This is a genomic window from uncultured Thiodictyon sp. (genome assembly GCA_903837595.1).
Taxonomy (GTDB): domain Bacteria; phylum Pseudomonadota; class Gammaproteobacteria; order Chromatiales; family Chromatiaceae; genus Thiodictyon.
The window spans coordinates 15584-34717 of sequence record CAILVI010000103.1 but is presented as its reverse complement, the minus strand read 5'-3'; the positions used below and the strand labels follow the sequence as shown (position 1 = coordinate 34717).

At 66.4% G+C, this 19134-nt stretch carries 12 protein-coding genes; 6 read left to right on the top strand and 6 right to left on the bottom strand.

Annotated elements, in window-relative coordinates; translation table 11 throughout:
• Positions 1 to 136 precede the first annotated feature (136 nt).
• Together rpmG and rpmB are read right to left on the bottom strand one after the other, a co-directional pair.
• Positions 137 to 304, bottom strand: a complete 168-nt coding sequence (rpmG, locus tag QZY44_RS05900) for a 50S ribosomal protein L33 (protein WP_295443588.1) — start codon at positions 302 to 304, stop codon at positions 137 to 139.
• Positions 305 to 316: 12 nt separating this feature from the next.
• On the bottom strand, positions 317 to 553 hold the full coding sequence (gene rpmB, locus QZY44_RS05895) for a 50S ribosomal protein L28 (RefSeq protein WP_295390046.1): 237 nt from the start codon (positions 551 to 553) through the stop codon (positions 317 to 319).
• A gap of 514 nt (positions 554 to 1067) precedes the next feature.
• Between rpmB and QZY44_RS05890 the strand changes: the two genes are divergently transcribed.
• Complete coding sequence (locus tag QZY44_RS05890) at positions 1068 to 5201, top strand: C1 family peptidase (protein WP_295443585.1); 4134 nt, start codon at positions 1068 to 1070, stop codon at positions 5199 to 5201.
• Between the two features lie 367 nt (positions 5202 to 5568).
• Here the strand turns inward: QZY44_RS05890 and QZY44_RS05885 are convergent, their stop codons facing one another.
• The 4 genes from QZY44_RS05885 to QZY44_RS05870 all read right to left on the bottom strand — a co-directional run bounded on the left by QZY44_RS05885 (position 5569) and on the right by QZY44_RS05870 (position 11410).
• The gene (locus tag QZY44_RS05885) at positions 5569 to 5973 is read right to left on the bottom strand and encodes a helix-turn-helix transcriptional regulator (protein WP_295443582.1); all 405 of its coding nucleotides are present in this window, start codon (positions 5971 to 5973) and stop codon (positions 5569 to 5571) included.
• A 133-nt stretch (positions 5974 to 6106) separates the two neighbouring features.
• Positions 6107 to 8554, bottom strand: coding sequence for a glucan biosynthesis protein (locus tag QZY44_RS05880; RefSeq protein ID WP_295443579.1), 2448 nt, complete (start codon positions 8552 to 8554; stop codon positions 6107 to 6109).
• A gap of 97 nt (positions 8555 to 8651) precedes the next feature.
• On the bottom strand, positions 8652 to 9971 hold the full coding sequence (locus QZY44_RS05875) for a metallopeptidase TldD-related protein (protein WP_295443577.1): 1320 nt from the start codon (positions 9969 to 9971) through the stop codon (positions 8652 to 8654).
• Complete coding sequence (locus QZY44_RS05870; RefSeq protein WP_295443574.1) at positions 9968 to 11410, bottom strand: TldD/PmbA family protein; 1443 nt, start codon at positions 11408 to 11410, stop codon at positions 9968 to 9970. The genes QZY44_RS05875 and QZY44_RS05870 overlap by 4 nt, the downstream gene beginning before the upstream one ends.
• A gap of 243 nt (positions 11411 to 11653) precedes the next feature.
• On the opposite strand from QZY44_RS05870, the gene QZY44_RS05865 reads away from it, so the two are divergent.
• The 5 genes from QZY44_RS05865 to QZY44_RS05845 all read left to right on the top strand — a co-directional run bounded on the left by QZY44_RS05865 (position 11654) and on the right by QZY44_RS05845 (position 19093).
• The gene (locus QZY44_RS05865; protein ID WP_295443570.1) at positions 11654 to 12385 is read left to right on the top strand and encodes a response regulator; all 732 of its coding nucleotides are present in this window, start codon (positions 11654 to 11656) and stop codon (positions 12383 to 12385) included.
• 122 nt (positions 12386 to 12507) lie between these two features.
• The gene (locus tag QZY44_RS05860; RefSeq protein WP_295443566.1) at positions 12508 to 14694 is read left to right on the top strand and encodes an ADP-ribosylglycohydrolase family protein; all 2187 of its coding nucleotides are present in this window, start codon (positions 12508 to 12510) and stop codon (positions 14692 to 14694) included.
• Positions 14695 to 15050: 356 nt separating this feature from the next.
• Positions 15051 to 15590, top strand: coding sequence for a hypothetical protein (locus QZY44_RS05855; protein ID WP_295443563.1), 540 nt, complete (start codon positions 15051 to 15053; stop codon positions 15588 to 15590).
• Between the two features lie 397 nt (positions 15591 to 15987).
• Positions 15988 to 17085: a hypothetical protein gene (locus tag QZY44_RS05850; protein ID WP_295443561.1), complete on the top strand. Its 1098-nt coding sequence runs from the start codon at positions 15988 to 15990 to the stop codon at positions 17083 to 17085.
• Complete coding sequence (locus tag QZY44_RS05845) at positions 17063 to 19093, top strand: Hsp70 family protein (protein ID WP_295443558.1); 2031 nt, start codon at positions 17063 to 17065, stop codon at positions 19091 to 19093. The genes QZY44_RS05850 and QZY44_RS05845 overlap by 23 nt, the downstream gene beginning before the upstream one ends.
• The last annotated feature ends 41 nt before the right edge of the window (positions 19094 to 19134 follow it).

Sequence of the window (19134 nt, the reverse complement as noted above, 5' to 3'; positions counted from 1 at the left end):
TTCATCACAATTGCGGCCACCGCACCTCGCAGTAACCCGTCGCGGCCGGGGGGCCGCTCCTACGACGGCCAGCAGTGCTGGGCACTCAGGGCCTTAATGATTAGGCAAAAAAAAGCCCGCTACCGCGGGCTTTTTTCTATTTGATCTTCCCTTCTTTATACATCACATGCGCTCGGGCGACGGGATCGAACTTCTTGATCTCCATCTTACCCGGCTGATTGCGCTTGTTCTTGGTGGTCGTGTAGAAGTGACCGGTACCGGCGCTGGAATTGAGCCGGATCTTCTCGCGTGCTGCCTTGGCCATGGACCTTTCCCCTTAAACCTGTTGACCGCGAGCACGCAGGTCACGGATGACCACATCGATACCCTGCTTGTCGATCAGACGCATCCCGCTGGCGGTGAGACGCAGACGCACCCACCGGTTCTCGCTCTCCACCCAATACCTATGATAATGCAGGTTAGGTAAGAAACGGCGATTGGTCTTGTTGTTGGCGTGCGACACACGATGGCCGCTCATTGGTCCCTTACCGGTGACCTGACATACCCGAGACATGGCAGAGATCCTAAAAGAAAAAAAATGGCCGGGACCGGCAACACCTGGGTGCCCGAAAAAGAAGCGGAAGGCTACCACGGCAGACGGGCTAGACGCAAGCCTTTGGGCTTGTGCTGTTGGACTTGTGCGCAGCCCTGAAGCATAACCCTGTTGCCGGCTGACATCGGGTGGCGCCGGTGGGCGCTGGCGTTGGCCGTTGCCGGGTGGGTTTGCGCTGACCAGGGGTGGCAACGGGACGTCCTGGCGGGTGCCGAGAGGATCTCAGGGGCGGTAGGCGCGCGTGCGACGATGGCCAGGCAAGCGTTTCCCGGCACCGGTGGTCGCTGGCGCGCCCGGGTCTGGCGCCGTACCCGGCGACGGATATTCGATACACTATTGTCCTGCGTTACGAACTTGGTCTGCGATGTGTGCCAAGAACGCGTTGGCTCGTGAATCCGAGAGGGTCGCCATGAAACGATCGTTTGGAACTTTTCTTGCGTGCTTGCTCGCTTTCTCCGCTGCGCTAGTCACCCCGATGCAGGCGCCGGCGGCGCCGGCGCAAATCCAGTGGACGCTCGACCTCAAGGGCACACCACAGGGGAACCGATTGCTTGGCGCGACCGATGGGCTGTCGGGACTCCGCGCCTCCTTGAACCAGAGCGGGGTCGGGTTGGAGTCGGCGAACGGCACGGTCCAGCTTTCCGGCGACCAAGATATGTCGCAGCTGCGCGACACGCTCTTTCGCAGCCCGGCTGCCGAGTCGCTGAATTTCCTGGGTCAGCCCACCGACCTGGTCATCAACGTGAAGTCCGCAGCCGATAACCTCACGGTACGACTCCAGTCTCGCATGACCACCGGATACATCTGGATGCTGGACGAAGGCGATTCGCGCTACCGCAAGCAGGGGGACGAGGCATGGTCCATGCGCCGGCAAGGCGTCGGGAGCCCAGGGATTCAGACGTTCAAACTCCGCGCGACCGGCGAAGGTCCGGCGACTGTCCATTTGATCTACCGCAGGCCGTTCGAGAAGGCGACCTCGGCGCCCGCCCTGATGACGATGTCGGTGACGGGGGTCGAGGCGATGGGTAATGTCGTCGATCTCACCGATCCGACCCCGGTCAAGCCTCCGGTCGCCCGCCCCTTTTCCACTAACGACAAGCCGCAGCCAAATATCCCGTCCACCAACAAGGCAGGCCGTCTGGGATATCCCGCGTCCTACGATTCCCGAACCGCCGGCATCGTGCCTGCCGTTCGCGATCAGGGCTCGTGCGGAAGCTGCTGGGCCTTCGGCACTGTGGGCATCATGGAGGTCGCCCTCGCAAGAGCGGGCACCTCGTCGGTCGACCTCTCCGAGCAGTTTCTGGTTTCATGCAATCTCGACCGTTGGAGCTGCGCCGACGGCGGGTGGAATGCGAGCAAGTACCACTACGATACGCTGGGACGCAGCCAGTCGACGATAGGGGCGGTGCTCGAATCCGCGAAGCCGTACACGGCGACTGACAGCGCCTGCACCACGGCATATGACCATCCCTACCGCGCCTCGGCGTGGCGGTTTATCACCGGGTCGGAATTCACCATGCCGACCGTCGACCAGATCAAGGACGCGATCATGACCCATGGAGCGGTAAGCTCCGCGGTCTGCGTGGATAATGGCTGGTATTCTTACAGCGGCAGCGTTTATGCCGGTTCCGGGAACGTATGCGGCGGCGGCGTTAACCACGAGATTGTGCTGGTCGGGTGGGATGACAGCACCCAGAGCTGGATATTGCGCAACAGTTGGGGTACCAATTGGGGCGAGCATGGGTACATGCGCATCCGTTACGACCAGACCGGAGCCAACTCCCGGGTCGGCCAAGGCGCAGCCTGGATCGACGTGGCGCCGGTCGGCGACGCGCACCTCCTGAACGTGACCCTCGCTGGCACCGGATCGGGATCGGTCTCGTCCGCTCCCGTCGGCATCGACTGCGGCAGCGATTGTGTCGAGAGCTACAACGCAACGACCTCCGTGACACTCAGCGCCGCGGCGAGTGGCGGCTCCACCTTCGCCGGCTGGAGCGGGGCCTGCTCGGGCACCGGCGCCTGCACGCTCGCCATGAGCGCCGACCACAGCGTCACCGCAACATTCAACGGCGTACCGAGCGGATCGCTCGCCGATGCGGTCGACAACACAAGCCTGAGCTGGACCACGGGAGGCGATGGATCCTGGGCTCGGCAGACCAGCGTTTCCCACGACGGCTCGGACGCGGCGCAGAGCGGCAACATTTCGGACTCGGGCACGACCTGGATGCAGACATCGGTCACCGGACCGAGCGCCCTGTCCTTCTACTGGAAGGTTTCGTCCGAATCCAGTTTCGACTACCTGAGGTTCTACATCGACGGCGTCGAGCAGACCGGGAGCATCAGCGGCGAGGTAGACTGGCGGCAAGTGGTCCAGAACATAGCCTCCGGCAACCATACGCTCAAGTGGGCCTATACCAAGGATGGCAGCGTCAGCCTGGGCTCGGATGCCGGCTGGGTCGATCAGGTCGTCTTCGGCACCAGCCTGCAATATACCTTGACCGTCAGCAAGGCCGGTAGCGGCTCAGGCACCGTCGCGAGCGCTCCCGCCGGCATCGACTGCGGCAACGATTGCACGCAAGACTACTCTGCGGGTACCTCCGTGACACTCACTGCCCAAGCGTCTCCGGGCTCTCAGTTCGGTGGCTGGAGCGGCGCGTGCACGGGCACCGGCACCTGCACCCTGAGCATGAGCGCGTCCCGGAGCGTCACTGCGACCTTCTCCGGAGGGGGCAGCATTCCGGTCGATTGCCAATGCTCTGGCCATTATTCGGTGGGCGACCGGGTGGTCGCGCTCGTGAATAGCCCCAGCGGGGCCAGCGGTATCTCGGCGGGCGACCACGGTACGGTCGTCTGCGGCGCATCGGGGTCGCCGCCCTTGTTGATCTCCTGGGATAACTGGCAGTCCGGCCACACCGGCAACGGGTATTGCAGTTGTCCGACCGGCGGGTTACCGGACCATTCGGGCTGGTATGCGGAGTGCGGCGAGGTCAGTCCCGCTGGGTCGGCGAGCCTGCAAGAGGCGCTCGACAACACCTCTTTGACCCTCGTCGCCGGGGGTGACGCGCAGTGGTACGGGCAAACACCCGTCTCGCACGACGGGACCGACGCTGCACAGAGCGGCGATGTCGGGGACTCGCAAAGCACTTGGATGGAGACGGCCGTTACCGGACCGACGACTCTCTCGTTCTACTGGAAGGTCTCGTCCGAGTCCACTTACGACTATCTGAGATTCTACATCGACGGGGTCGAGCAGACGGGCAGCATCAGCGGCGCTGTCGATTGGCAGCAAAAGGTCTGGACCATTCCGGCCGGCAACCACACGAGCAGGTGGGCCTACACCAAAGACGAAAGCGTCAGCAGCGGCAGCGATGCCGGCTGGGTCGACCAAGTCACTCTTGTCTCCGACACCCCGGTTTCACTGGCCGATGCAGTGGACGCCCCCGGGCTGAATTGGACGACCGGTGGCAACGCCTCGTGGTTGGGGGAGCATGTCATTTCGCACGATGGGACCGATGCGGCTCAAGGCGGCGGCATCTCGGACAATCAGACCACCTGGCTGCAAACGACCGTCAGCGGCCCCGGAACCTTGTCTTACTATTGGAAGGTCTCGTCCGAGGGCGGCTGGGACTATCTGCGGTTCTACATCGACGGGGTGGAGCAGAGCAATATCACTGGGGAAACCGCTTGGGATTCGCAGAGCTGGGGAATCGCGGCTGGGTCGCACACCCTGAAGTGGGCCTACACCAAAGACTACAGTGTCAGCCAAGGCAACGACGCGGGCTGGCTGGATCAGGTCGTGTATAGCTCGGGCAGCGGCAGCTCCTACACACTAACCGTCGTGCGTCTGGGCGCGGGGACGGGTCAGATCGCGAGCGACCCGGCCGGTATCGACTGTGGGACTGCCTGCAACATGAACCTCAGCTCCGGGACCTCGGTCACATTACGCGCAACAACCGGGGTGGGCTCGACCTTCGGTAGCTGGGGCGGCGCCTGTTCCGGGTTGGGTGGATGCACGGTCGTCATGAACACCGACAAGAGCGTGACAGCCATCTTCTCCGACACCGGTCCGAGCGAGCCGATCGCCTGCCAATGCGACAGTCGCTACTCCGTCGGCCAACAGGTCGTCGCCCTGGTCGACAACCCAGCGGGTTCCAGCGGCATCTCTGCCGGCACTCGGGGCACGGTCATTTGCGGCTCCAGCACGACTGCGGGCAAGGTGCTGGTATCCTGGGACGGCTGGCAATTCGGCCATGACGGCCAAGGGCACTGCGGCTGTCCGGTGACCACATTGCCGAGCAACTCGGGCTGGTTCATGGGCTGCAACGACATCGGCACCGGGAACGCGCTGACCGTCACACCGGTTGCTGGGGCGGGCGGGAGCGTCAGTCCCGATACCCCGCAATCGGTCAGTCCCGGGGGAACAAAGTCGTTCGTCATCACCGCCGACAGCGGCTACATCCCCCATGGAGTAGAGGGTACTTGCCCGACTGGTGGTTGGCAGGGGAACACTTGGACCACTGGGGCGATGACCCAATCGTGCATCGTCGAGTTCAGGTTCTTCTGCATTGCATGCCTGCCTTCGGGCGGCTGGCGTAAAGGTCTGCGGTAAGCATACGGCGATGTACGCAGGACCTGCCATTGCGTGTCGCTGCCCTTGCCCTCGCAGGAACCGGTCTCCGCCGCTGGCACGACCGCGGTAGCCAGGCACTGCAGGGCGACCAGCCGAGAGACCGGAAAACCCAGCCCGTCCTACTGACTCTGGGGTTGCGGATATTTCGCCAATCATGGCTTGAACGATCAGCGCCACCTCCACCCCGCCCCGGGAGCCGATCGGGCAGGCCGGCGCTCTCGCCCCCGTCACTGACCTGACCCTCGCCCACGAAGCTGGCGGCGATGCCCGGGGTGCAAAGAGATCCGCTGTGCGGCGATGAGAAAAGTCGCTGGGGCAGAGCACCGGGCGCTCGCGGCCCCCGCCCCTATGCCTTCTTGGCGGCGCGCTTGGGCTTGAGCGCGGGCAGCGACTGCGCGAGTTCGCGCAGGCTCGCCTGACCGGCCTCGTCGGCGGCACGGTAGCGGGCGATCAGGTCGGCCTCCACGGGATCGAGCGGAGCGTGGTCGTCCAGACACAGCAGCCAGGTGGGGCTGACGGTACCCAGGGCCGCGGCCAAAGCCATGGACTCCTCCAGGCCCATGCGGCGCAGCCCTTGCTCATAGTTACTGATGCGCGACTTGGAATAACAGCCGGTGCGCTCGGCCAACTCACTGAGTGACAGCTTCAGGTCGTGGCGCGCCTGACGCAGGCGGTTACCGATGCGCTGGGTCAGATCGGCGGCGGGATCGGCCTTGAGGGCGGTGTCAGTCTGCGGGGCGATGTCGGTCATGGCGGCCTCTGGTGGTGTTTACTGGGCTCGGAGGTTAGGGTATCCCAGGTCTGACACGCTTTGCATCCCCCTTGCGCGATGCGGAACACGAAAAAGGGTTATTCGGTGAATCCGTTGGCCCGCGCAGCGGACCCTAACGAGCGAGCGCCGGGAACAGATAGGCCGCACCCCGCGCGGTGCGGGTCTGACCGGCGACCGGCGGTGCACCGATGGACCAGGAGGCGCCGTCGGTCGCGACCGCGGTCCCGAACTGCTCCGCGGCCCCCGCCACGCCGGTGAGCCTGGCACCCCGCTGCCAACTCCCCTTGGCGTTGCGGTAGACCCAGGCGACTCCATGGCCCGCCAGCGCCCCGGGGGCACCAATGACCGCGGTGCTACCCCTGAGGCTGACGGCGGCACCGAACGCGTCCCCCTGGCGCCCGTCGAGCGGGCGGAAACACTCACGCGGGGACCGCGGACCACCTTGAGGCGGCAGTGTGTAGGCACAGACGGCGCCCGTGGCGGTGCGCCCGCCGTCCTCACGGGCGCGGGGCTGTCCCACCAGGAGTCGATTGCCGGACAGGGCGAGCGCGGCCCCGTAGTCCTGCCAACCGCCCGGCTCGGTGAGCTTCGCCGTCTGCGCCCAGCCGGTCGCGGTCCGCTCGAACAGGTAGACCGACCCTTGCTCCCAGGCGTTGGGATAATCGTCGCCCGGGGCGCCGATAGCCAGCCGGTTACCGTCGAGCGCGAGCGCGGCGCCGAAATGGTCCCAGGCCTCCCGGTCGGCCGCCCGCAGGATCTCCTCCCGGGGCCAGGTCTCTCCTTCGCGCCGGAACACATAGACGATGCCATAGTCGGTCATGGGCCCACCCGCGCCGCCGTCATCACCCGGGACCCCGACCGCGATCCGGTCGCCCGCCGTGGCCACCGCATACCCAAGGGGCGAGACGCTATCGCCGTTGGGTACCGAGAGCCTGGCCTGCTCCGCCCAATCCAGCCCGCGCCGCACGAAGACATAGACAGCGCCGCGCGCCGCCACCACCAGCCGATCGCCCTCCATGGCCAGGGCCATCCCGAACTGGTCGCCGGCCACGCCGTCGTGCGGGGTGAGTTGCCGCTGCGCGATCAACCCGAACGGCGTGCGCTTGAACAGATACACCGAGCCCGGCCGACCCTTGATGGCCGGCGCACCCACCGCCAGGGTCTCCCCGCTCATGGCGAGCGCCTGCCCGACCCGGTCGCCCGGGCCGGTCTCGCCCACCACGACCCGCGGACCCGGCTGCGGCGGCGGCAGGTCCGAGGCGGTCAGGGTATAGCGGAAGGTGGCGCCGTCCGCGGCCGAGCGGGGGACCGGCAGGTCGCGCTGGAACTCGGCATAGGCAACGACGTTGTCCTCCCCCTCGTAGTTGGTCCCGTAGGCCATGAGCTTGATGGCGTAGGGCAGGTCCGATTGCACGTCGTCGACCCAGAAGCTCACGCGCCGGGCATAATTGGCCGCGACGTACCTCTTATAGTGAGCGGGATTGCGATCCAGTTGCACCAGCCCGAAACAGGCGGCAGGGCCGACCTCGCGAAAGTTCGGGTGCCGGCGCAGCAGGGTGTCGGGGACGACGTCCCGGAGCGGGACCGAGGGCTGGCCGCAGACGGCCAGGTGATCGGCATCGTGGGCCTCGTCGGTGCCGATGTCCGTGGCATGCATCTCATCCTTCCAGAACATGCTGCTGATGGCGAGCGGAGCGACCATGGCGTGCGGCGACCCCTGGTACCGCGTGCGGGGATAGAAGCGCAGCGTCGTCTGGGCACGGGTGCTGAGATCCGGGGTCACGACCATCTGAAAACAGGCGGTATAGGGGGCGTTCTCGATCACCCCCAGCAGCGCCAACCGGGCATAGGGGAGCGCCCGGACATAGACCTGGGTGACACGCGGCTTGGACTCGACGAACCCGATGTTGTAACCGGTCAAACGCAGGCTGCTCCCGAACACGGTATCGAGCCCCGTCAACCGCACATAGGCACTGGGTCCCAGATAGCCGATCTGGGGCCAACTGCCGGACCGACCGAAGGCCGCGCCGAACTCCAGACCTGCGATGATCCGCGCCGCGGCCGGAATCGTCCGCGGCAAGGGGGGGGTAACGCCCGAGACCCAATATTTGTAGTCGGACTCGTGATACTCCCAGTGCAGGTACTTGCGCCCCAGGTCGGGGGCATACCACACATCGAGCGGCAGCTTGTGGACGTTGCCGCGCGGCCGGGGCGTCACCCACAGGACGCTGTCGTGGTAGAGCCACCCGTTGGTCTGGATCTTATTGTATTCCTCGTAGACCAGACCGGACCCCTCCTTGGCCCCCGAGATGGGTGGATCGAACTCCGGCAAGGGCGGCGGTACCGCCTCCACATTGCGCTCATGCGAGCGCTCATACGCGGTTTGACAGACCCCGGCGAAGTCGCCGTCGAGCTCCGGAAACTGACTCGACGCGACGCTCGACCTGAAGCCAGACCCAAAACCTAATCCGAAGCCTGACCCGAGGCCTGACCCGAAGCCTGACTGGGCACCCAACACGAGTACCGGGACGGCGGCGAGCATGATGCGATACGGGGACACGCGAACCTCCTTATGACCCTGATGTCGTGCTGTCTCGCATTCACACTCGCCGAGACGGTCGCGGCCGGCCGTCGCGTTGACGGCTGGCCCGGGCGGATCATAACGCCAATTCGATCCCCGACACCAACACCCCCGGCAAGAGTGCACTCTCGGTGCTGCGCCCCTCATAGGTCCCAGCGTCCATCAGCAGTTCCCGCTCGTAGGTCAAGCCCTCCAGGCGGTCGCCGAGCAGGTAGTAAAGGCTGTCATCGAAGCGCATGACCTTGACCGGGGCGGCAATCACCCCTTGCTCCACCCACCAGGTGCCAAAGCGGGTCATGCCGGTGACGCGGCAGTCGTTGGGGTCCGACCAGTTGCAGTACCAGAGGTTGCCGATCCACAAGCCGGTGTCGAGCCGGGCCAGGACCTCGGCCGCCGGCAACTCGCCCGGATCGAGCCCCACCGACTCCGGCGACCCACCCGCGGCATTCACCGGCTCACCGTATTCCTTGGCGTCCCGGGCATCGACCAGGCAGCGGCCGAAACGCCCAGCCTCGATCAGCGTGACCCGATCCGGCTTGATGAAGCCATCGCCGGTGAAACCGGCGGCCAGCCCCCGGTCCTGCTCCTCGCGGATGGTCACCCGCGGGTCGAATACGCGCTCGCCCAGGACCAGCTTGAGCAAGGGGGTCTGACGGGTACGGTGACTCTTCAGATCGAACCCGCCCCAGGCCAGCATATTCATCAACTCAGCCACCGCGGACGGGGCCAGATAGGCCCGATAAGAACCCGGTGCGATGACCCGCGCGGGCCGCGCCATCACCTCCAGTCCCTGGCGCAACTCATCGAGTTTGCGCGCCAGGACGGCAGACTCCCAATTGAGCCCGCTATAACTTGCCTTCACCGCCTTGTCCGCCTCCAGATAGCCACTGAAGTCCAGGTTGAAGCTGCGGCTACGGTGCCAATGACGGTGGCCGATGGAGCTGGCCAGGCCCTCGGCGATCTCACCGCTCGCCCAGATGCCGACGAGATCCAGGCCGGTGGCGGCGCTGATGAGCTCGGACACCGCGGCGCGCGCGTCCGGCGGGTCCTCACCCACCAGCCGCTCGCTGGTGGATGCCTCCAGGCAATAGTTGAGATAGGGGTCCTCCGGCACATGGACGATGCGCTCGCGCAACCTGCCGAGCAGCTGCCGGGCGCGGGCCAGGTCGGCCTCCGGGTCGCCGCTGAGATCGCAGGACGCCTCCGCCTGGCGTTCACCGTCGATCAGGTTGAGCCCCAGCGCGGCGGCGCGCACCGCGCCGGCCTGCCGGATACGGTTGTGATTGAGTCGCACGAAGTCGGATGACTCGCCCCCCAGGCTACAGAACAGATGCTCATCGCCGGTGAGTTGTTCGAAGAGCCGCGCGGCGAGTCCGTAGAAGGCATCCTGATTCATTCCGCGCCCCCAAAGACCGCCACGTCACGGAACAGGCCGGGCGGGGTGGCGTGCCCCACATAGACCGATTGATTGGGCTCGCCCTTACCGCAGTTCTGCACCCCGCGCACCTCCAGGGTCGCCGGTCCGCCGACCCCGTCGAGGCTGCGCCAGAAATCCGCCGAGAGCCCGCGGTAACCCGGGTTGCGCACCAGCCCCGCGAGCGTCCCGTCCACGATCAGCCGCCCCAACTCGCAGCCGAACTGGAACTTGTTGCGGCTGTCGTCGATCGACCAGGAGCGGTTGGTGTCCATCAATACGCCCCGCTCCACCCGCGCGATCAGGTCGTCCAGACTCCCCTCCCCCGGCTCCAGGTTCAGATTGGCCATGCGGTCGATGGGCGGGCGGTCCCAGCCACAGGCGCGGGCGTTGGCCGTCCCGGTGAGACCGCTGCGGGCCTGCGACAGGCGCCCGCCCAGCGGCCGCTCCAGCAGTCCGTTGCGGATCAGGTACTCGCGCCGCATGGGGGTGCCATCGTCGTCCGCCGCGCCGCTCACCAACTCACCGGGGACGTCGGGGTCAAAGGTGACGTTGAGGTGCTGCGAGCCATAGCGATAGTTACCGAACATCTCTGGGGTCACGAAGCTGGTACCGGCATAGTTGCGCTCATCGCCCAGGATGCGGTCCAGCTCCAGTGGGTGGCCGATGCTCTCGTGGATCTGCAAGACCATCTGCCCGGGGGTCAGGATCAGGTCACGGGTGTCGGACGGGCACTCGGGAGCAGTGAGCAACGCGATGGCCTCCTCAGCGACCCGCCGCGCATCCGCCAGCAGGCCGACCGCGGCGATGCGCTCCAGCCCACCCTGCTGCGCCCAGTCCGCCCCGCCGCCGTGGCGGTGCTGGGTCTGGCTGCCGGCGTTGGCGACTGCCGCCAGCCCCGGGCTCACATAGTCCCAGACCTGGGCGACCCGCCCGCCGGCACTCGTCACCAGCAGCTGCCGGACCTGATGCCAGGCGAGCCAGGCGGACCAGTCGACGATGCGCTCGTCGATGGCCAGTGCCTCATTGGCGTCCTGGAGCAGATCGAGCTTGTCGGTGAGGCCCATCGATTCCCAGGGTTCCAGGACCGGGGCGCGAAACTGCGCCCGCAGGTCGCTGCGCGGATAGATGGCCGCGTCGAAGAGCCCCAGGAGGGCGTGGGCCGCCGCCCACCCCAGCGCCTGATCGGCCGCCGCCCGCAGGCCGGTCGCACTCAGGTCGCTGGTCGCGCCGTAGCCGACCCCGCCCCCAGCCACCACCGTGATCATGGCCCCCAGGGACTCACCCAGTGCGCTGGGCTCCACCACGCCCTGGCGGACCTCCAGGTGGTCGGACGACTCGGCGACCAGGCGCAGGGTCCAATAGTCGCAGGCGGGGGCCAGGGCGGCGAAGCGGGTGGCGATCTGTTCCAGTAGTTCCATCGGGCGGGGTCCAGTGTAGGAGAGTGACGCGGGAATCTGGGCCGCACCGGGGGCGATGTCAACCGTGCCAGCCCGCCTACGACCTCTTGCGTCAGGTCGCGACGGCTATTGACGAGCCCCCCCGGGCGACGTCGCGACGGTCGATCGGACATTGGCCTGTCAAGATGACATCAATCGCTGTCGCTAACAGTAAAAGATGCTATGATTCGGTCAGCTGTCACTGATATCGAAGCGTCACATCCCATGTCCATCTTCAACACGAATTGGCGCGGAACCGGTGCGGAGCTCGCAGAGAAGGCCGCCGCCCACTTCCTGTCCCTCGGCCTCGACGAGCCCAAGCTCAACGAACGTCTGGTGCGCTTCTACGTCCAGAAGCGTGTCCTGAGCCCCCCGGAGCGGGAGTCGGGGGAAACCGGTGGCTTCGGCTACCGCCAACTCTTGGAGCTGATAGTGGTACGCGAACTGGCACGAGACCACTGGCCGCTGGAGAAGATCGCCGACTTGATCCGCAGCGCGGACGAGCAGGCCCTGCTCGATCTGATCGACAACCCGCAGCCTAGTGCCACTGGCTTGATCCGCACGGTCATGAGCCAGGCGTTCCCCGAGACCCGCCGCCTGGTCCTGGCCGTCAACGACGACCCGCAGGCGGATCTGCGCCTCTACGAATGGCTGGCCGCCCGTGGTGCCCCGGTGCTGCGAGCCTACTCGACCGCCCATGCCCTGGCCCTGCTGGATCGCGTACGGGTCCATGTGGTCATTTCGGACCTGGCCCGGGCGGAGGGCGAGGTGCTGAACAAGCGCGCCGGCATGGAGCTTGCCCGCAAAATTCGCGACCGGGGCTCCGACGTGCCCATGGTCATCTACACCAGGAAGAAGGCCGCTCAGGTCCGCGAACTGGCCACAGAAGCAGGTGCCAACTATGTCACCGAGGGTCCGGACGACCTGCGCGACTGGCTGGAAAAGATCGGGATCTGAGTGCGCATCCGCCAGGGCAAGGCCCTCAAGGACTTCACCGGGCAGCCGCTCACTCTCTGACAGTGAAAGCTGTCAGTTACGCTACCCATAAGCGAAACAACCGCCGGCAGGAGAGCCGACCCGTGACACATCTCACCAGTGAGACCCATCCCCTGCGGATCGACGCCGTCGCGACCCCCGGCGGCGGAGTGATCGGTATGACCTTCTGTCCCGGCAAGAAACAGGCGGATTCGCACACCGGACACTGGTTCCGCGACCTGGCGAAAGATCTCAAGGTCATCGCCGACTGGGGGGCGACGGCCGTCGTGACCCTGATGGAGCCGGAGGAGCTCCAGCGGGTAGAGGTGCCTCACATCGGTGAGGCCGTGGAGGTCCTCGGGCTCGACTGGTATCACCTGCCGGTCCGGGATGTGCAGCCACCCGGGCAACGCTTCGAGAACCGCTGGGTCCTTTACGGTCTGCGCCTGCGCCGCCTGCTGCGCGGAGGGGGAAAGGTACTACTCCACTGCCGCGGCGGTCTGGGCCGCACTGGCACCGTCGCCGCCCGTCTATTGGTTGAGTTGGGCATGCCACCGACCGAGGCCATCGCGGCTGTGCGCACCGCACGGCCCGGGACCATCGAGACCGCCGCGCAGAAGGCTCATGTCCTGGCTACAACCGTGCCCGTTCTGGACGAGGCTCTTGTCGATCGCGCTCTGGGCTGCCTGCTGGGCGGGGCGCTCGGCGACGGTTTCGGCTATGCGGTGGAGTTCGATAGCCTGAAGACGATTCGCCAGCGCTTCGGCGCCGCTGGTCTGCGGACCCCGGCCTACCAGGACGGGTACCTGCGTGTCAGTGACGACACGCAGATGACCCTCTTCACCCTGGAGGCCATGACTCGCACCTCCCGCAATGGGTCGGACGAGCAACTGGTCGACAACCTACGCCATGCCTATGCCGATTGGCTCCAGACCCAGGGTGCTCAGCGGCCCGGTTACTTGGTGCAGGGGACCCTCGCCAAGCGTACCGCCCTGCGTCATCGCCGGGCCCCCGGCAATACCTGTCTTTCCGCGTTGCAGAACGGTGCGTGGGGAAGTCCAGTCCGTCCTATCAACCAGTCCAAGGGCTGCGGGGCCGTTATGCGGGTCGCCCCGCTTGGCTGGTTCCGGAGGTCGGCCCCATACACGACCTTCCACCTAGGCGCACGGGCGGGCGCCCTGACCCATGGCCATCCGGACGGTTGGGCTAGCGCCGGAATGCTGGCGGTCCTGATCGGCGCCTTGTTCGAAGGGCACAGTTTTTCACACGCGCTGGAGCAGGCCAAGGCGGTCACGGCGCAGGCGCTGAGCAAGCACCAAGTGAACGCCGAGCTCCTTGCCGTTGTGACGCGTGCCCAAACCCGGGCCAAACGGCTGCGTTCGGACCCCACCCGAGCGCTCGCCGAGATCGGCCAGGGTTGGGTGGGCGAGGAGGCCCTGGCGGTAGCCACCTATGCCGTACTCACCGCCGACAGCTTTGAGGACGCGATCCAGCGTGCTACCAATCACGATGGTGACAGCGACTCCACTGGCTCGATTGCCGGTCAGATCTGGGGCGCCTGGAAGGGCGTGGACGCCCTACCCATGGCCTGGGTCCGGCGCCTGGACGTGCTGGCGGAGTGTCTGCACGGCGTTGGCCAACTGGCCCAACAGGGCCATCGCGCCGCACCGACCAGCGTGATGCGTGCCGTCACGCTGCCCCCGCCGGAGGTCCAGACCTGCCTGGATATCCTGGAGATGGTGCATCTGCTGCATCGCCGCGGCTACCAGCGCCTGCGGATCGCCCCGGGGCTGGCCCCATCGGGTTGTTGCTGGCGGGTTGCAGTCGCCCCGAGCGATAACTTTCTGGCGACCAACGGCGCTTTGCTGCGGGAGTTCGAGCAGGCGGCCCATCACACCACTGGCAATGGGCCACGCCCGTTCGACTGGCGGGATGCGCAGGGCAAAGGACCCAGGGGACTAGCAGACCTGTTCCTAGCCCGCTTCCCGGAGCTTGCCCACCGTGGACGCGGGACGGACTGGGCCTATGCGGGTTGGTATCTGGAGGTGCTGGGTCTGGCCGCCCGTGGGCTGTTCCCCATCGCCTATGGTGATTGGTATGAGGAGCCGGACCCGCGCTACCTGCTCTTGACCGGTCCCGGGGCCAGCACCGGCGCAGGCTTGCTGGCCCCACCGCCGGTCCCCGCGGCAGCCGAGGCCGAGGTCCCAATGGACCCTGACGCCCCTGAAGCAAATGGGTTCTGCTCCCTGTCGCCGGCGACTTGGGGCGCGGAGCGCCCGACACAGGCGTGACACCGCTCGAGAGATCGGGGCCTTACCGTAATAGTCAGACCGGGACCCGGTGGGAGCGGCTTCAGCCGCGACGCGACCTCGCAAGCGACCGTGGACTCGTCGCGGCTGAAGCCGCTCCCACGGGGAATGATCCCCTGTACGTCTGCGTCCCCCTGGCAAACCTCTTCTGCTGGCCTTGCTGGTAATGGCTTGGCTTTACGTGCGGCGGCGAACGGATACGCGGGCCTCAGAGTGCCATGCTGCGTCTCCCGAAACACCGTACCTCAGAGGTAATGACGATGTATTCAACGACCAAACGCCTAACGCTAACGGCCTCCGCCCTGTCACTTGGGCTATTGCTCGCCGGCGCGCCCGCGATGGCAGCGGATGCCCCAGCGGCCACCTCTCCTCAGTGGACGAAGGAGCAAGTGCAACAGAAGGTGAGCGATCTGTGGACACGGTTGGGCCTGACCCCAGAGCAACGCCAGCAATACACGGAGCAAATGCAGCAGTGGTTGCAGGCGAACTGGCGGCCGGAGCAACGCCAACAATACTGGGAGGAAATCCAACTGAAGGCGGAAGAGCTGTGGACGAAATGGGGCCTGACCCCGGACCAACGCCAACAATACACGGCGAAAATGCAAGGGTGGTGGAACGACCTGGGGGCGATGATCAACCCGCCCGTCGCAGCGACGGCACCCACGGTGAAAGCGGCTCCCGCGGTGGTAGCGGTGCCAGCGGTGCCAGCGATGGCAACCGTGGCAGTGGTTGCTCCAGCGACAACCCCGCCGAGCGTTCCCGCCCCAACCGCCACCGCCCCTTCCGCGACGAGCGAGAAGGTGCAGTTCGCGTCTCCGTGGTTTATCTGGAGCCTGACCCCGGAACAACGCCAACAATACTGGGCGTCCAAGCAATAGGGACGGTAGACGATGGTGAACCCGCATGCTGAGGCGCCGCCGCCGGCTCGCGGACAGTGAAACCGCCAGCCCTGGGGCATGGCCCAGCAGACTGCGGATGTAGACTCCGAACCACTACTCGGGGTTACTCGCTCACGCGATGGCGGTCAGGCCATCAAGGCGATAGCAAGTCGCCTTGGTGGCCCTCACCATGACCGCGCCATCCGGACGACGCGGTGGGCCTTGATCGTCGTTCCGGCCACCCCGCGGCGGGAATCCAAGGCAGCCTTGGTCCTGTCCATCCAAGGCTTCCGCTTTGGACTCCAGATTTCTTCGCGGCAAGCCCCCAACCTAGGGGTTATCCATGGCCTAAACTCGGGGCCGGAATGACGGTTGTCAGCAATAGGGGGTAAATCCCGTGTCAGTCATCATCGAAGAGGCCATCCGCGGATGGATGGCGGCCAACCGAGGGCTGCGCGAGCAGGTCACAGGTCTTGGTGTCGAACGTTTTTTTGCAACCCTGGGCGACAGCGAACCGGCCGACCAGGCGCAACTCGGGCGGGCCGTCGCCGCCGCGCGGGATGCGGTGTTCACCGCGCTCACCGCGGAGACGGTATTCGATCAGCTGCCCTCCCCGCCCTTGGAGGCTGGCGCCCGCGAGGCGCTGCGCAGCCGCTGGTATGGTCTTAGCCCCACCTGGGTGTTGCCCGGCCCCCCGACCACGGAGCGTTCGCTCTCCGCGCAACGCCTCGCCATCGCCGCGGGCGGCGGGAGCCTGTTAGGGATGCTGGTCTTCGGGACCTTGTTCAACCTCAGCCTGGATCTCCGCGCCGTCGGGATGCTGATCGGCGCGCCGGCCGGTGCCGCGGGGGCGATGTATGCCGTCGGCCGGCTGGCAGAGAGCAAGGCACTGCGGGTCGCCCTGACAACGCTGCTGGGCCTGGCCGGCACCCTGGATCTCGCGCGCGTCGCCACCCTGGGGGCCGTTGGTCTCTGGGGCCGGCTGGCGGGCTTCGGGCTGCTGCGGCGCATCATGCTCTACCCGGGGGTAGTCGCCCTGCTGGCCTTCACCCGGGGCAGCAGCCAATACGACCGCGGTGCCTACCGGGAGTCGATCCGGGACCTGATCCGGCAGTGGGTCGATTGCTCGGCACTGCTGCTGTGCAGCCTGGCCAGCGCGCCGGTGGCGCCGCCGCGCAGCCCGGTGCTGGACCCGGATCTCGCCCGCGCCATCCACGACCTGCATCGGGCCGACTTGCCGGCGCTGCCGACCGCCGCCGAGGCCTTGTTGCTGGAGGCCCGCCGCCTGGGGTTGTCGGGACTGAGCGACCCGGCCCGCTTCACGGCCGAGGAGCGCGCCGAACGTCGCCGGCTACGCTGGGGTCCGGAGCTGGCCGAGCACTATCGCCCCTTCGGCCTGATCGAGGAGGGCGACACCGTCATCATCGAGGACGAGCCGGTGATCCAGAACCACACCGTATTGGAGAAGGGCCTTGTACGAAAACAACGTTCCTAACGCACTGCGGATCGCAACGCCACTGGTCCGACCGACGTTGGCGATCGATTTCGGCACCTCCAACACCTATGTGACCAAGTGCGCGGGGGACCGCGAGGAACCGGTCGGGGTGGACTTCGGCGACGGCCGCGACGGGCTGGCCACCGCCATCCTCTACCGCGACGGCAAGGCGCCACTGATCGGCTACCAGGCACTGGAGGAGTTCGGTGACGGGGCCGCCGACCATCCGGACTATTGCATCCGCGCCCAGTTCAAGCCGGATCTTGCCACCAGCGAGGAGGCGCGCCGCAACACCCGCGACTTTCTGGCCGGCCTGCTGGAGGTTGCGCGGCGCCAGCACAAGGATATCGACCCCTTGCAGCGCCAGGTGATCTTCGGCGCACCGAGTGAGGCGTCAGAGGAATACCGGGCGGTCCTGTGCACGGCCGCCCGGGACGCGGGCTTCGGTGAGGTGCGCACGATCGACGAGCCCAAGGGGGCGATTTATTTTCACCTCCAACGCAAGGACATCACACCGGCCGAAGCGCTCAAAGGGGCACTTGTCGTCGACTTCGGCGGCGGCACCTGCGATTTCGCGCTCTTGGTGCGGGGTGAGGTCATGCACTCCTGGGGCGACATGCACCTGGGCGGGCGCCTGTTCGATGACCTGTTCTACCAATGGTTCATTGAGCAGAACCCGGATGCCGTGGCCGCTATGCAGCGCGAGCGGGCGGAATTCTTCGTGCTGGCGGTGCGCTGCCGCGAGGCGAAGGAAAAATTCTCGCTCGCCATGGCGCTGGACCAGGCCCAGGTCTTCCGCAAGTCCATCGGTGAGTTCGGACGCATCAGCGATCTGACCTGGGAGGCGTTCATGGCACGAGCGCGCCACTACCGGCCGTCGCGGACCTTCGCCGACTATCTCCAGGCGATGAACCCCGCCGCCTATGGGCACCTGCAGACCGCTGGCCAAGGGGTCGACCTGCTCGACTGGTTTCGCCAGACGCTGCGCCAGGGACTGGCGCACGAACGGGTACGGCTGCACGAGCCGGCCTGCGTCATCCTGACCGGCGGCAGCAGCGCCTGGCCCTTCGTCGCCGCCATCATCGAAGAGGAACTGGCGCACTTCACCCAGGCCCCGCGACTCGTACACAGCGACCGACCCTATGTCACCGTCTCCCAAGGGCTCGCCATACTCCCGGCACTCCAGGTCCGGCTCGCAGAGACCCAAACCGGGCTGCGCACGGAACTGCCGGGCTTCATCACCGAGCGCATCGACCCGTTGCTGAAACGGCGCCTCGACGAGGTAGCCGAGCGGATCGCCGAGCGGGTGGCGGTGGGGCTCTTCGACGAGGGGATCGCGCCCATCCTGCACCGTTTTCGCCGCGAGGGCGGCTCGGTGGCGGCGCTCAAGGAACAGATCGTGGCGCAGGCCGGCACCTTCAAACCCCAGATCGAGTCGATCGTCACGACCCAGATCGCCAAGGTACTCGCCGGGGTGGCCGTCGACACCACTGAGCTGATGCGCGACTGGTACCGCCGCCATCGGCTCACCTTCGACCGGGGACTCACCCACGAGGGCCAGCCAGTGACGACGGGCACGAGCTTAAGCATGGCCGACCCCAACATCTATGCCGAGATCGAGGGTGTCGTCTTTGCCCTGTCCGCCACCATCATCACGGTGCTCACGGCGGTCTTGAGCGGCGGGGCCGGCACCGCGCTCATCATGGCCGGTCACATGGGCCTGCTGATCGGCGCACTGATCGGCGTGGTCGCCGGGTTACTGATCGCCCGTTACGGCATGGACGAGGCCAAGCGCCTGGCGGAGGCCTGGGACGGCACCCCCCGCTGGCTCATCGCCCGCGCACTCACCGACGGGAAGATCGCCAGCCTGCGCGACGACATCAAAGCGCAGGTGGCAGAGAAGGTGAAGGCACAGGCCGACAGCGCCCGGGAGGGATTAGAAGGGCAGATCCGGCGCCAGGTGGAACAGGAGATCGAGAACATTTCGGCCATCAGTCATTTTCTATAGCCGGTCCCAGGGCCGCCGACCGGTCCTGTCGGCGCCGCCCT